The following is a 14156-nucleotide window of genomic DNA, read 5'->3' on the forward strand; positions in this document are numbered from 1 at the left end:
ATGGTTCTGACACCACTCCCTACCCAACAGAGCGGTATACCGCCCGCCAGCTCCATCCTCGCTTCGCTCGGCTGCAAGGTGCTTCACGTCGCGGTTCATGCGCTCGCGTGCTTCTGTCTGCATTGCATCAACTGCCTCGGCTTTCTCTTTACTCACATCATTCGCACCCATCGGACTGCTTGCCATCGACGGTGCTTGATAACGTCTTGCGCCGCATGATTTCGTGCGCGCGAACCTGCTTGCTGCGTCCCCTTTTCCTTGTGAATGAAGGCACGCCTTGATTTGCCGAATCCGGGGCTTGCCCGCGATTGCTGGAACTGATTGACCTCAAGCGTTACTGGAGGGGGAGTACCTGTCGGCCGAGCGAAGCGAGGGCGGAGCTGGCGGGCGGTATACCGCTCTGTTGTGTAGGGAGTGGTGTCAGAACCATTGCTCGAACCACTCCGTGTTCCTGACTGGCGCGGACACTTAGATGCGAACCACTCTGACGACCACGGCACCGGGAAGTCATGCGTTTCCCGGGCGCCTTTCTTTTGGTTACTTTTCTTTGGCAAGACAAAGAAAAGTAACCGCCGCCCCGCGCAGGGGCGACACTAATAGACCGACACGATCACAGGTGCTTCGCACCAAACAACGGCGAACCACCCAAAAAGCCTCAAAATACCGACACCCAACGAAGACCCCCCCAAACCCGCCCGCGAGGGCAAAAACCAAAACCTTCCGATAGAACCCGTCGCAAATCCGCAAGACGCTTGCGTCACCCTTACCTAAACTTGATCCTGTTGAACCCTCTTACGAAACCGAAAGGAACGACCATGACGACCTCGACCGTGAACCGCCAGACATTCGACGAAGTGATGGTGCCGGTATTTTCTCCCGCCCCGTTCGTGCCGGATCGCGCAGAGGGCTCCCGCGTGTGGGACACGGCCGGCCGCGAGTACATCGATTTCGCGTGCGGCATCGCAGTGACGTCCCTCGGCCACGGCCACCCGGAACTGCTGAAAGTCCTGGACGAACAAAGCCGCAAGCTCTGGCACATTGGCAACGGCTACACGAACGAGCCGGTGCTGCGCCTCGCAAAGCGCCTCGAATCGCTGACCTTCGCCGACCGCGCATTCTTCGCGAACTCGGGCGCGGAAGCGAACGAAGCCGCCCTGAAACTCGCACGCCGCGTTGCGTTCGACCGCCACGGCGCCGATAAAGTGGAAATCATCTCGTTCGTGCAGTCGTTCCACGGCCGCACGTTCTTCACGGTCAGCGTCGGCGGCCAACCGAAATACTCGGAAGGCTTCGGCCCCGTGCCGGGTGGCATCAAGCATCTGCCGTACAACGACATCGAAGCCGCGAAGGCCGCGATCGGCCCGCAAACGTGCGCCGTGATCGTCGAGCCCGTGCAAGGCGAAGGCGGCGTGATCCCGGCCGATCCGGCCTTCCTGAAAGCACTGCGCGAAGCCTGTGACGCGAACGACGCACTGCTGATTTTCGACGAAGTGCAAACGGGCGTCGGCCGCACGGGCCAGTTCTACGCTTACATGGATACCGGCGTCACGCCGGACATCCTGACGACCGCAAAGGCACTCGGCAACGGCTTCCCGATCGGCGCGATGCTGACGACGAACGAACTCGCCGCGCACTTCAAGGTCGGCGTGCACGGCACGACGTACGGCGGCAACCCGCTCGCATCGGCGATCGCCGACAAGGTCGTCGAACTGATCGGCGACCCGGCACTGCTCGAAGGCGTGCGCGAACGCAGCGTGCGCCTGAAGGGCGCGCTCGAGCGCATCAACGCGCGCTTCGGCATCTTCAAGGACGTGCGCGGCAAGGGCTTGCTGGTCGGCGCCGAACTCACCGCGGCATTCGACGGCCGCGCGAAGGACTTCGTCACGGCCGCTGCCGAGAACGGCCTGATCATGCTGATCGCCGGCCCGAACGTGCTGCGCTTCGTCCCGTCGCTGGTGATCCCGTTCGACCTGCTCGACGAAGGCATGAAGCGCTTCGAGAAGGCAGTCGAACAGGTGCTCGCCGCTCAGGAAGCCACCGCGCGCTGATCGGCGCCCCCATCGCAGACAGGAACGACGATGCTATTTGTTCGCCCCGGCAAACTCACGGATCTCGATGCGCTCGCGCACATGGCGCGCACCGCGCAGCCGGTCCTGCACTCGCTGCCGCACGACCGCGCGGCGCTCGAAGCGCGCGTGGCGCTCTCCGAGGATTCGTTTCGCGCGGACGTCGACTTCGCTGGCGAGGAGTTCTACCTCTTCGTGCTCGAGGATTCGTCGACGGGCAAGCTGCTCGGCACGGCGAGCATCGTGGCCGCGGCCGGCTACTCGGAACCGTTCTACGCGTTCCGCAACGACGCACTGATCCACGCGTCGCGCGAGTTGCACGTGAACCGCAAGATCCACGCGCTCACGATGTCGCACGAGCTGACCGGCAAGAGCCGGCTCGCGGGCTTCTACGTCGATCCGTCGCTGCGCGGTGACGCGGCCGCGCACCTGATCTCGCGCGCCCGGATGATGTACATCGCCGCGAACCGCCGCCGCTTCACGCCGGAAGTGTTCACGCTGCTGCTCGGCGTGAGTGACGGCAACGGCGCATCGCCGTTCTGGGAAGCGGTGGGGCGCAAGTTCTTCGGCCGCAACTTCACCGACGTCGACATCGCGTCGGGCGGCCGCAGCCGTACCTTCATCGCGGAAGTGATGCCGGCGTATCCGCTCTACGTGCCGCTGCTGCCGGAAGCCGCGCAGCGCGTGCTCGGCGAGCCGAACGAAACGGCCTTGCTCGCCTACGACATCCATCTCGAGGAAGGCTTCGAGCCCGACCGCTTCGTCGACATCTTCGACGCAGGCCCGGTGCTGACCGCGCAGGTCGACCGCACCGCGTGCGTGAAGCACGGCTCGGAGCGTGTCGTGCGCGAGGCCGCGCACCAGCAGGGCGACGTCGCATACATGGTGTCGACGGGCAGCGGCGAATCGTTCCGCTGCGTGCTGGCCGACCTGCCGGGCGATGCGGGCGATGCACCGCTCGCCGGCGACGTGCGCGCGGCGCTCGATGTGAAGGATGGCGATGTCGTGCGCTGCGTGCCGCTGCACCGCCGCGACGATGAAGATTTGAAGGGAGACGCAGCATGATCGTCGTTCGGGTCGTACAAACGGGCGACGTCGACGCGCTCGTGTCGCTCGCGAAGGAAACCGGGCCGGGCCTGACCACGTTCAAGCCCGACCGCGACGCGCTCGCCGCGCGCATCGAACGCACACGCCGCACGCTCGCGGGCGAGGCAGCGGCCGGCGAGGCCGGCTACTTCTTCGTAATGGAAGAATCGAAGACCGGCGACATCGCGGGCGTGTGCGGGATCGAAACGCAAGTCGGCCTCGAACAGCCGTTCTACAACTATCGCGTGAGCACGGTCGTGCACGCGAGCCAGGAACTCGGCCTGTGGACGCGGATGTCCGCGCTGAACATCTCGCACGACCTGACCGGCTATGCGGAAGTGTGCTCGCTGTTCCTGAGCCCGCGCTATCGCACGGGTGGTGTGGGCGGGCTGCTGTCGCGCTCGCGCTTCATGTTCATCGCGCAGTTTCGCGAGCGCTTTCCGGAACGCATCTGCGCGGAACTGCGCGGCCACTTCGACGAGGACGGCACGTCGCCGTTCTGGCGCGCAGTCGGTTCGCACTTCTACCAGATCGATTTCAATGCGGCCGACTATCTCAGTTCGCACGGCCGCAAGTCGTTCCTCGCGGAACTGATGCCGCGCTACCCGGTGTACGTCGATCTGCTGCCGCAGGATGCGCAGGACGCGGTCGGCCTCACGCACCGAGACACGCTGCCGGCCCGCAAGATGCTCGAGGCGGAAGGGCTGCGTTACCAGAATCACGTCGATATCTTCGACGCAGGCCCGGTGCTCGAATGCCACGTGAATGACCTGCGCACGGTACGCGAGAGCGTCGTCGTGCCGGTCGCGATCGGCGAGCCGGATGCGGGCGAAGGCGCGCGGGACGGCCATCCGCCGAAATCGCTCGTGTCGAACACGTCGCTCACCGATTTCCGCGTCGGCGTCGCGCCGGGCGTGGTCGCGAACGGCTCGTTCGTGCTGTCGGCCGACGATGCCGCCGCGCTCGACGTGAAGGCCGGCGATCCGGTTCGCGTGCTGCCGCTCAAAGTCAAACAGGGATAAACGAATCATGACGGAACTCTTCATCGACGGCGCCTGGGTCGCAGGCTCGGGCCCCGTGTTCGCTTCGCGCAACCCGGGCACCGACGAGATCGCGTGGCAGGGCGAAAGCGCATCGGCCGCCGACGTCGACCGTGCGGTCGCGAGCGCGCGCCGCGCGTTCGCCGGCTGGTCGGCGCTCGACTTCGAATCGCGCTGCGCGATCGTCAAGCGTTTCGCCGCGTTGCTCAACGAACGCAAGGAAGCGATCGCGACCGCGATCGGCCGCGAGACGGGCAAGCCGCTGTGGGAAGCCCGCACCGAAGTCGCATCGATGGCCGCGAAGGTCGGCATCTCGATCCAGGCCTACCAGGAACGCACCGGCGAGAAGCGCCAGGACATGGCCGACGGCGTCGCGGTCCTGCGCCACCGCCCGCACGGTGTCGTCGCGGTGTTCGGCCCGTACAACTTCCCCGGCCACTTGCCGAACGGCCATATCGTGCCCGCGCTGATCGCCGGCAATGCGGTGGTGTTCAAGCCGTCGGAACTCGCACCGGGCGTCGCGCGCGCGACGGTCGAAGTGTGGAAGGATGCGGGGCTGCCCGACGGCGTGCTGAACCTTGTGCAGGGCGAGAAGGACACCGGCATCGCGCTCGCGAACCATCGGCAGATCGACGGGTTGTTCTTCACGGGCAGCTCGGACACCGGAACGCTGCTGCACAAGCAGTTCGGCGGCCGTCCGGAAATCGTGCTCGCGCTCGAGATGGGCGGCAACAACCCGCTCGTGATCGGCGAAGTCGAAGATATCGACGCGGCCGTGCATCACACGATCCAGTCGGCGTTCCTGTCGGCCGGCCAGCGCTGCACGTGCGCGCGCCGCATCTTCGTGCCGCAGGGCGCGTTCGGCGACCGCTTCCTCGCACGCTTCGCCGACGTCACGTCGAAGATCACGGCCGACGTGTTCGATGCCGATCCGCAGCCGTTCATGGGCGCGGTGATCTCGGCCCGTGCGGCCGCGAAGCTGGTCGACGCGCAGTCGCGCCTGATCGAGCAGGGCGCGAAGCCGATCATCGCGATGACGCAGCGCGATCCGCGCCTCGGCTTCGTGAACGCCGCGATCGTCGATGTGACGAACGTCGCGAACCTGCCTGACGAAGAACATTTCGGCCCGCTCGCGCAGATCGTCCGCTACGCGACGTTCGACGACGCGATCGAGCGCGCGAACGACACGGCATTCGGCCTGTCCGCCGGCCTGCTGGCCGACGACGAGAAGGCATGGGAACACTTCCGCCGCACGATCCGCGCGGGGATCGTCAACTGGAACCGGCCGACCAACGGTGCATCGTCCGCCGCACCGTTCGGCGGCACCGGCCGCTCGGGCAACCATCGCCCGAGCGCGTACTACGCGGCCGACTATTGCGCGTATCCGATGGCGTCGGTGGAAAGCACGCAACTGACCTTGCCCGCGAGCCTGTCGCCGGGCCTGCATTTCTGATCGAGGGAACGACGATGAACGCAAAAGAAGCCAATTTCGACGGGCTCGTCGGCCCGACCCACAACTACGCCGGGCTGTCGTTCGGCAACGTGGCGTCGCTTAACAACGAAAAATCGGCCGCGAACCCGAAGGCCGCCGCGAAGCAGGGGCTGCGCAAGATGAAGCAGCTCGCGGATCTCGGTTTCGCCCAGGGCGTGCTGCCGCCGCAGGAGCGGCCGTCGCTGCGCCTGTTGCGCGAGCTCGGCTTCTCGGGCAAGGACGCTGACGTGATCGCGAAGGCCGCGAAGCAGGCGCCCGAGCTGCTCGCCGCGGCGAGCTCGGCGTCGGCGATGTGGACCGCGAACGCGGCCACCGTCAGCCCGTCGGCCGACACGAGCGACGGTCGCGTGCACTTCACGCCGGCGAACCTGTGCAGCAAGCTGCATCGCGCGATCGAGCACGACGCGACGCGCCGCACGCTGTCGACGCTGTTTGCCGATCCCGCGCACTTCGCGGTGCATGAAGCGCTGACGGGCACGCCGGCACTCGGCGACGAAGGCGCGGCGAACCACACGCGCTTTTGCGCCGAATACGGCAAGCCGGGTATCGAGTTCTTCGTGTACGGCCGCGCGGAATACCGCCGCGGGCCCGAGCCGAAGCGCTTCCCGGCGCGCCAGACGTTCGAGGCGAGCCGCGCGGTCGCGCATCGCCACGGTCTCGCCGAAGAGGCGACGGTCTACGCGCAGCAGGATCCGGACGTGATCGACGCGGGCGTGTTCCACAACGACGTGATCTCGGTCGGCAACCGCGACACGCTGTTCACGCACGAGCGCGCGTTCGTCAACAAGCAGGCGATCTACGACACGCTCACCGCCGCGCTCGACGCACGCGGCGCGCGCCTGAACGTGATCGAGGTGCCGGAAGCCGCCGTGAGCGTGAACGACGCGGTGACGTCGTATCTGTTCAACAGCCAGCTGCTGTCGCGCGCGGACGGTTCGCAGGTGCTCGTCGTGCCGCAAGAGTGCCGCGAGAACGCGAACGTCGCGGCTTATCTCGACGAACTCGCGGCCGGCAACGGACCGATTCACGACGTGCTCGTGTTCGACCTGCGCGAAAGCATGAAGAACGGCGGCGGCCCCGCGTGCCTGCGCCTGCGTGTCGTGCTGAACGAAGCGGAACGCGCGGCCGTCACGTCGAACGTGTGGATCAACGACACGCTGTTCGCGTCGCTCGACGCGTGGATCGACAAGCACTACCGCGATCGCCTTGCACCGGCGGACCTCGCCGATCCGGCGCTGCTCGACGAATCGCGCTCGGCGCTCGACGAGCTCACGCAGATCCTGCGCGTCGGTTCGCTGTATGACTTCCAGCGCTGAGGCACGGATGCCGGCCAACGCGCTGCTCGACGACTTCCTCGCGTTCACGCTGGCCGGTAGCGCGCCGTCCGCCACGGACGGCACCTGTGCAGCCGGCGCCGTGCGCTGGCAATGGCGCGGCGACGGGCTGCTCGCGCTCGAACCGGCCGAGGCCGCCGGCGCGGTGCGCCCGAGCGTGCTCGTGTCGGCTGGCGTGCATGGCGACGAGACGGCGCCGATCGAGCTGCTGTCGATGCTCGTGCGCGATCTCGCGTCGGGTGCGCTGCCGCTCGCGTGCCGGCTGCTCGTCGTGCTCGGCAACGTGCCGGCGATGCGCGCGGGCGAGCGCTATCTCGACGACGACCTGAACCGCCTGTTCAGCGGCCGTCACACGCAGGTGCCCGCGAGCCGCGAAGCGCCGCGCGCCGTGCAGCTCGAAGCGGCCGCCGCCGCGTTCTTCGCGGCCGCACCGGCGGGCAGCGCGCGCTGGCATATCGACATGCACACGGCGATTCGCGCGTCGGTGTTCGAGCAGTTCGCACTGCTGCCGCACACCGGCACGCCGCCCACGCGCACGATGTTCGAATGGCTCGGCGATGCGCGCATCGCGGCCGTGCTGCTGCATACCGCGAAGGGCAATACGTATTCGCACTTCACGGCCGAGCACTGCGGCGCGCTCGCGTGCACGCTGGAACTCGGCAAGGTGCGCCCGTTCGGCCAGAACGACCTGACGCGCTTCGCGCCGGCCGACCGCGCGGTGCGCAAGCTTGTGTCGGGGGCGTCGACCGATGTCGAGGCGCCAGGCGGCCATTCGCCGTTGCCGCGCGTGTTCACGGTGATCGACCAGATCACGAAGCGGAGCGACGCGCTCGAACTGTTCGTCGCGGCCGATGTCGCGAACTTCACCGCATTCGCACGTGGCACGGTGCTCGCGCAGGACGGCGACTACCGCTACACCGTGACGCACGACGAGGAACGGATCGTGTTCCCGAACCCGACCGTGAAGCCGGGCCTGCGCGCGGGCCTGCTCGTCGTCGACACGACGCGCGAGACGGTCGCGGCACTCGTCTGACCGATCGCACGGTCGCGCCGACGCACGGCCCGCCTTGCGTATTTGCGACATCGTCTTGCAAGTTCGATGGCCGGCCCGGCCGGTGTCGTATGCGCACCGCAGCATCGCGCACCGGCGGCCGCTTTGCCATATCGGGCCGCGCGGATTGGTACAATCGCGGCCTTGCGGCTGTTGCGTCGCATCACGGCGCGGCAGCCGCATTGTCGTGGTCATCCGACCCTGCAATGATGCATGCGCCCGTAGTTCCGGAACATTCGAGTATCGAGGAGAGCACCTGATGAAGTTGGATTGGCGTAAAGTGGCCGCGCACGCGGTGGTGGCGGCATCGGCCGTGGCGGCAGGCAGCGCGTTTGCCGCGGATCTGAAGGAGATCCGGTTCGGCGTCGAAGCCTCGTACGCACCGTTCGAATACAAGACGCCCGACGGCAAGCTGACCGGCTTCGACATCGACATCGGCAACGCGGTGTGCGCGAAGCTGAAGACGAAGTGCGTATGGGTCGAGAACGATTTCGACGGCCTGATCCCCGCGCTGCAGGCGCGCAAGTTCGACGCGATCAACTCGGACATGACGATCACGGACCAGCGCAAGCACGCGATCGCGTTCACCGACCCGATCTACACGATTCCGAACCAGCTGATCGCGAAGCAGGGCAGCGGTCTGCTGCCGACCCCGCAGTCGCTGAAGGGCAAGCGCGTCGGCGTGCTGCAAGGCACGATCCAGGAAGCCTACGCAAAGAAGAAGTGGGCGCCGGCCGGCGTTGAAGTCGTGCCGTACCAGACGCAGGATCTGGCGTATGCCGACCTGAAGTCGGGCCGTCTCGACGCGACGTTCCAGGATTCGGAAGCCGGCTCGAAGGGCTTCCTGACGAAGCCGCAAGGCCAGGGCTTCGCGTTCGCGGGCGGCACCGTCAGCGACACCGAAATCCTCGGCTCGGGCGTCGGCTTCGGCCTGCGCAAGAACGACGCGGCGCTGAAGACCGCGCTCGATCAGGCACTGAAGGATCTGAAGGCCGACGGCACGATCGACAACCTCGCGAAGAAGTACTTCAGCGTGCCCGTGACGCTCAAGTAAGCGTAGCGTTCGAACGCACGAAGCAAAAAAACCGGCCGCTGATGCGGCCGGTTTGCTTTTGCGGATCGGGAACGGCGCGGGCCGGCCGGCGGTCAGCCGTGCTGCGCGGGAAAGAACCGCCCCAGTTCGCGCGCAAGCTCGTTGAGTATGCTCATTTCCTGTTGCGAGATCTTGCGGGCCGGCTGCGCGCCGGCCCAGTCGCCGTACAGCAGCGCGACCGTCGTCGCATTGACGCGCACCGGCAGCAGCACGAACGCGCGCGTATCGTCGAACACGTCGAGATACCACGCGGGCAGGCGCTTGAGCATCTTCGGTTCCTGCGCCTGCTCGATGAAGATGCCGACCGAATTGGTGATCGCGAGATGGAACACGTCCGGCTCGAAGCGCTCGTCGAAGCGCAGCCGGTAGAGCGCCGCATCGACGCCGGGACCGAAGCCCAGGCGCGCGGCAAACGTGCCGTCGTCGTGCCGGACGAACGTGACGGTGCGCGTGAACGCGAGGCTCGCCAGCAGGCTTTCCGACGCCAGTGCGAGCACCGGCGTCAGCACGTGCTCGGACGGCAGCGCACGCAGGTCGGCGAGGCCGGCTTCGAGGCAGGCCTCGGGCTCGGCCTGCGCGCGCGCGATCGCATCGGCGTTCGCGCGCAGCTCGACGATCTCGCGCATCACGGTGTCGCTGGCTTCCTCGTGAGCGAGCCGGTCGGCGATCTCGACAAGCGCGTCGGGCTCCGTATCGAGCGCCAGCGCATAGTGCTGCGCGAGCGCCGTGATATGCGTATCGCGCTGCGGACCGTCGGGCATCGCGAGCGCACTCGCGACGTCGGTCGAGCAGCGGCTCACCGCGCGCAGCCAGTTCACGCGTTCGATCATGTCCTCGTCGGCGGCGAGTTCGCGGCCGAACGCGTCGGCGCGGTTCACGTGGTGGTGATCGTCGGCGATGCCGTCCCGGATCATGTCGGGCAGCCGCCAGCGCGTCGCTGCCTCGAACCCGATCTCGTCGAAGCCGACGCCGAGCACCTCGAAGCAGGCGCCCGATTCGTCGCCGTGCATCTCGGCCGCGCGGCGGCGGATCTTGTCCCATTCGCTGTCGAGATAGCAGACGACGAGCAGCTTGCCGACCTGGCGCATCAGCGTGCAGACGACGGCTTCCTCGCCCGCGCGCAGGTCGGCGCGCTCGGTGAGCTTGCGCGCGACGCAGCCGGACAGCAGCGCACGGTTCAATTCGAGTTTCGCGTCGATGCGCCGCGGCGTGCTGTGGTGGAAATGGTCGACGAGCTTCAGCCCGACGACCAGATGGCCGACGGCGTCCATGCCGAGCACCATCAGCGCGCGGGTCACGGTCGTGATGTTGCCGCCGAATGCCATGTACATCGCGGAGTTCGCGAGCCGCAGCACTTTCTGCGTGAGCGCGAAGTCCGACAGCACGACGCGCACGAGCGCGGTGAAATCGAGGTCGTCGTTCTTCATCGCTGCCATCGTCGCGCGCAGCGACTCCGACAGCAGCGGAAAGTCGCCCCGTTCGCTCATCCGGGCCCACAGCTTGTCCAGCAAGGCCGTGCGAGGCATGTGTTCGGTGATTGACATACGGTGTCCGGTTCGCCGCGCGCGTCAGGCGGCGGCGTGCAGGTGCAGCTGCTGCGCCTCGAAGCGCCGCGCGAGCTCCTCGGACGGCAGCGCCTGGCAGACGAGCCAGCCCTGGATGTGATTGCAGCCCATCTCCGTCAGCAGTTCGCGCTGCGCCTCGGTCTCGACGCCTTCGGCGACGAGTTCGAGATCGAGCGTCTGCGCGAGTCCGACCACCGCCGACACGATCGCGCGGTCGTTGCGCGACGTCAGCAGGTTCTCGACGAAGCTGCGGTCGATCTTCAGCTTCGCGAGCGGGAAGCGCTGCAGGTAGGCGAGGCTCGAATAGCCGGTGCCGAAGTCGTCGATCGCGAAGCGGATGCCGAGATCGGTCAGCTCCTCGAGCAGCACTTTCGCATGGGCGGGATCGTGCATCAGCAGGCTTTCGGTGATTTCGAGCACGATGCGGCGCGGGTCGATGCCCGTCAGCGCGATCGCCTCACGCACGCTCTGCGTGAAGCGCGGGTCGCGGAACTGCTGCGGCGACACGTTGACGGCCACGTACTGCAGCGCGAGCCCCTGGCGGTCCCACGCGACGAGCTGCATGCACGCGGCCTTGAGCACCCAGTTGCCGAGGTAGTTGATCAGGCCGATCGATTCGGCGAGCGGAATGAAGGTCGCCGGCGGCACGAGGCCGTGTACCGGATGGCGCCAGCGGATCAGCGCCTCGACGCCGACCACCGCGCCCGACTGGCTGCGCGTGATCGGCTGGAAATGGAGCGAGAACTCGCCGTTGCGCACGCCGTCGTACAGGTCGGCTTCGAGCTTCAGCCGTTCGGCGTCGGCCGGATCGTCGACCGGCGCATGGAACGCGAGCGCGTTGCCGCCCGATGCCTTCGCCTGCGCGAGCGCGTGGTCGGCGCGGCGCAGCAGCGGGCTGTGATGCTGCGCGCGATGCGGCGCGGCCCGTTCGTCCGGATACAGCGCGATGCCGATGCCCGCGGACAAGTGCACGGTCTGCCCCTGGTACGCGTAGGGCTCGCGCACCGCGGCCTGCAGCCGGCGCGCGAGCGCGTCGGCTGCATGGCTCGCCTGCGTGCGGTCGGATGCGCCGAGCACGACCGCGAACTTGTCGCTCGCGACGCGCGCGAGTCGCTCGTTCGGCGTGACGAGCGCCTTCAGCCGCTGCGCGGTCTCGCGCAGCAGCGTGTCGCCCGCGTCGTAGCCGAGCGCGCGGTTGATCCGCTGGTAGTCGTCGAGGTCGAGCAGCAGCAGCGCCGCGCAGGTGCCGTCCTCGTCGGCGGCCTGCTGCGCGCGCATCAGCGCCGGCACGAGCGCGGACAGGTTGTCGAGCCCCGTCATCGGGTCATGGTGCATTTCGTACGTCAGTTTCGCCTCGAGCGCGCGCCACGACGACACGTCGAATGCCGCGATCGCGAAACCGTCGACACCGTGGTGGCGGCTCTTGAACGCGCGGACCTCGACGTCCAGCGGATAGGTGAGCGACTTGACGATGCACATCGTCGCCTTCTCGACCTGGCCGGAGCGCGCCGCGCGCGCAAGCAGGCCTTCGAGCGCCGAGGTATCCTGTTCGGCGATCAGGTCGCGCAGCGTCAGCGTATGCAGGTAGTCGCGGTGGTAGCCGATGAAGCGCAGGCTCGCGTCCGACACGTACAGAAAGCGCAGCTCGCGGTCGACATGGGCGAGGAAGTCCACCGTGCCGACCGTCTGTTCCAGCCAGTTGCGCACGGAGTCGTCGCGGCGCGGCGCGCCGGCGCGCGCGGGCATCAGCGCGCCGCCCGACCAGGCGAAGCGGCGCAGCGTATGCAAGGCACTGCGCCAGGAGCCCTTGCGTGACGTCTGTTTCCTGTTGGCTTCCATGTTTCTCGCTGACGTGAAGGGCTGGAACCGGTTGTCCGCAAGGAATAACGGCAGATTGTGCGGAATCTTTAACGGGCCGGCCGCGGATGGCGCTGCCGCTGGTCCGGATTGCAAACCGGATGTTCGGCAGTCGAACGCCGGCGTGGCCTACATTGAGGCTGACTTTATAAGAAATGAGGACGCAGATGAAGCGAAAACTGTTGCTGGGCGCCGTGGCGGCGCTGGTGGCCGGCCATGCGCTGATGGCGCAGGCGGAACTGAAGCCGGGCGCCGCGGCGCCGGACTTCACGACGCAGGCGTCGCTGGGCGGCAAGACGTACACGTACTCGCTCGCCGATGCGCTGAAGCAGGGGCCGGTCGTGCTGTATTTCTACCCGGCCGCGTTCACGAAGGGCTGCACGATCGAGGCGCATGCGTTCGCGGATGCGGTCGACCGTTACAAGGCTTACGGCGCGACGGTGATCGGCGTATCGGCCGACAATATCGACACGCTGACGAAGTTCTCGGTGAGCGAGTGCCGGAGCAAGTTCCCGGTCGCGGCCGATCCGGACGCGAAGATCATCCGTGAATACGACGCGAAACTGCCGGCGCTCGACCGCGCGAATCGCGTGTCGTACGTGATCTCGCCGGAAGGGAAGATTCTGTACGAATACACGAGCCTGTCGCCCGACAAGCACGTCGAGAACACGCTCGCCGCCGTGAAGGCGTGGGCCGACGCGCATCCGAAGCAGTAAGCGCGCACCGGGGGCGACGACGCGGCCCGTCGTGCGGGCCGCGGGCATGGAAGCACGCGCCGCCGGGCGGCGGCGCGCGACCGGTGGCTACGCGCGCAATGCCTGCTCGATCGGCACGCTGCCGCCGACGAAGCCGACGATCTTGCGCGAGATGCCGAGCTTGATCGCCTCGATCGCGGCCCACGCGACGTCCTGGCGCGATACCGGCGGCGCAGGGTCGAGCCACGCGTCGGTCAGCGCGATCTTGCCGACGCCCGGATCGTCCGTCAGCGGGCCCGGGCGCAGGATCACGTAGTCGACACCCGACGCGGCCACGCCGTCGTCGCCTTCGCGCTTCATCTGCGAATAGTGGCGCAGCGCATCCGGCGCCTGTTCGGGCCGGTAGGCCGACAGAGAACTGATCACCACGAGCTTCTGCGCGTTGTAGGCCAGCGTGTATTCGGCGGCGCGGGCCACCGCATCGCGGTCGACCTGTTCCTCTTCGGCCGCGCCGTCCGATTCGGCCGAGCCGGCCGCATAGATCACGTGCGTGATGCCCTGGAATGCGTGCGAGAAATCGTTCGTCAGATCGGCCTCGACGACCCGTGCGCCCGCCAGCGCATAGCCGTGCCGGCGCACGAGCGCCGTGACCTCGAACTCCGGCTGCTTGAGCAGCAGATCCGCGCAGGCCTGGCCCGTTCGACCGGTCGCGCCAATCAGCAGTACCTTCGTCGTCATGAAACCGCTCCTTGCTCGATGCGTCATCCGTTCAGATAGGGACGGACGACCGATAACTCAAGTGTAATGTCGATTTGCCCCGCCGGCGGGTGCGTATTAAGGGGCGTACCGGCATCGGGCATACCCGCATCGGGCCTTC

Annotated in this window: 11 protein-coding genes; 8 read left to right on the top strand and 3 right to left on the bottom strand. The window is 67.2% G+C overall.

The genetic code is table 11. The features are described from left to right. Positions 1-815: 815 nt before the first annotated feature. From KEC55_RS05740 to KEC55_RS05770, 7 genes are all read left to right on the top strand, one after another. Positions 816-2048 carry an aspartate aminotransferase family protein gene (locus KEC55_RS05740; protein ID WP_282507093.1) on the top strand — a complete coding sequence of 411 codons (1233 nt, stop codon included), beginning with the start codon at positions 816-818 and terminating at the stop codon, positions 2046-2048. Between the two features lie 30 nt (positions 2049-2078). Beyond that, positions 2079-3131 (top strand): arginine/ornithine succinyltransferase subunit alpha, encoded by a 1053-nt coding sequence (aruF, locus tag KEC55_RS05745; protein WP_282507094.1) that lies wholly within the window; start codon positions 2079-2081, stop codon positions 3129-3131. Beyond that, positions 3128-4174, top strand: a complete 1047-nt coding sequence (astA, locus tag KEC55_RS05750) for an arginine N-succinyltransferase (protein WP_282507095.1) — start codon at positions 3128-3130, stop codon at positions 4172-4174. Before aruF ends, astA begins: the two co-directional genes overlap by 4 nt. Before the next feature lie 7 nt (positions 4175-4181). Continuing rightward, positions 4182-5645, top strand: coding sequence for a succinylglutamate-semialdehyde dehydrogenase (gene astD / locus KEC55_RS05755; protein WP_282507096.1), 1464 nt, complete (start codon positions 4182-4184; stop codon positions 5643-5645). A 14-nt stretch (positions 5646-5659) separates the two neighbouring features. Continuing rightward, a complete protein-coding gene (gene astB / locus KEC55_RS05760; RefSeq protein WP_282507097.1) occupies positions 5660-7000 on the top strand; it encodes an N-succinylarginine dihydrolase in 1341 nt (446 codons plus the stop codon). A gap of 7 nt (positions 7001-7007) precedes the next feature. Then, positions 7008-8051, top strand: coding sequence for a succinylglutamate desuccinylase (gene astE, locus KEC55_RS05765; protein WP_282507487.1), 1044 nt, complete (start codon positions 7008-7010; stop codon positions 8049-8051). 277 nt (positions 8052-8328) lie between these two features. Further along, entirely contained in the window at positions 8329-9123 is a 795-nt protein-coding gene (locus KEC55_RS05770) for an ABC transporter substrate-binding protein (protein ID WP_111017476.1), read from the top strand. A gap of 92 nt (positions 9124-9215) precedes the next feature. Here KEC55_RS05770 and KEC55_RS05775 read toward each other — a convergent pair whose 3' ends face one another. Together KEC55_RS05775 and cdpA are read right to left on the bottom strand one after the other, a co-directional pair. Further along, positions 9216-10706 carry an HDOD domain-containing protein gene (locus tag KEC55_RS05775; RefSeq protein ID WP_282507098.1) on the bottom strand — a complete coding sequence of 497 codons (1491 nt, stop codon included), beginning with the start codon at positions 10704-10706 and terminating at the stop codon, positions 9216-9218. Between the two features lie 24 nt (positions 10707-10730). Further along, the gene (gene cdpA / locus KEC55_RS05780) at positions 10731-12473 is read right to left on the bottom strand and encodes a cyclic di-GMP phosphodiesterase CdpA (RefSeq protein ID WP_282507488.1); all 1743 of its coding nucleotides are present in this window, start codon (positions 12471-12473) and stop codon (positions 10731-10733) included. 278 nt (positions 12474-12751) lie between these two features. Here cdpA and KEC55_RS05785 point away from each other — a divergent pair, with 278 nt between their 5' ends. After that, positions 12752-13300 (top strand): peroxiredoxin, encoded by a 549-nt coding sequence (locus tag KEC55_RS05785; RefSeq protein ID WP_176046887.1) that lies wholly within the window; start codon positions 12752-12754, stop codon positions 13298-13300. Between the two features lie 87 nt (positions 13301-13387). Here the strand turns inward: KEC55_RS05785 and KEC55_RS05790 are convergent, their stop codons facing one another. Then, a complete protein-coding gene (locus KEC55_RS05790) occupies positions 13388-14017 on the bottom strand; it encodes an SDR family oxidoreductase (protein WP_282507099.1) in 630 nt (209 codons plus the stop codon). Positions 14018-14156 lie beyond the last annotated feature (139 nt).

Source organism: Burkholderia cepacia (genome assembly GCF_029962485.1).
GTDB lineage: Bacteria > Pseudomonadota > Gammaproteobacteria > Burkholderiales > Burkholderiaceae > Burkholderia.

Excerpts from the sequence above, each read along its gene's own strand:
- KEC55_RS05790 (WP_282507099.1), bottom strand. The coding sequence starts at position 14,017 with ATGACGACGAAGGTACTGCTGATTGGCGCGACCGGTCGAACGGGCCAG.
- aruF (WP_282507094.1), top strand. The coding sequence starts at position 2,079 with ATGCTATTTGTTCGCCCCGGCAAACTCACGGATCTCGATGCGCTCGCG.
- KEC55_RS05740 (WP_282507093.1), top strand. The coding sequence starts at position 816 with ATGACGACCTCGACCGTGAACCGCCAGACATTCGACGAAGTGATGGTG.
- astD (WP_282507096.1), top strand. The coding sequence starts at position 4,182 with ATGACGGAACTCTTCATCGACGGCGCCTGGGTCGCAGGCTCGGGCCCC.
- KEC55_RS05770 (WP_111017476.1), top strand. The coding sequence starts at position 8,329 with ATGAAGTTGGATTGGCGTAAAGTGGCCGCGCACGCGGTGGTGGCGGCA.
- astB (WP_282507097.1), top strand. The coding sequence starts at position 5,660 with ATGAACGCAAAAGAAGCCAATTTCGACGGGCTCGTCGGCCCGACCCAC.
- astA (WP_282507095.1), top strand. The coding sequence starts at position 3,128 with ATGATCGTCGTTCGGGTCGTACAAACGGGCGACGTCGACGCGCTCGTG.
- KEC55_RS05775 (WP_282507098.1), bottom strand. The coding sequence starts at position 10,706 with ATGTCAATCACCGAACACATGCCTCGCACGGCCTTGCTGGACAAGCTG.
- cdpA (WP_282507488.1), bottom strand. The coding sequence starts at position 12,473 with ATGCCCGCGCGCGCCGGCGCGCCGCGCCGCGACGACTCCGTGCGCAAC.
- astE (WP_282507487.1), top strand. The coding sequence starts at position 7,008 with ATGCCGGCCAACGCGCTGCTCGACGACTTCCTCGCGTTCACGCTGGCC.
- KEC55_RS05785 (WP_176046887.1), top strand. The coding sequence starts at position 12,752 with ATGAAGCGAAAACTGTTGCTGGGCGCCGTGGCGGCGCTGGTGGCCGGC.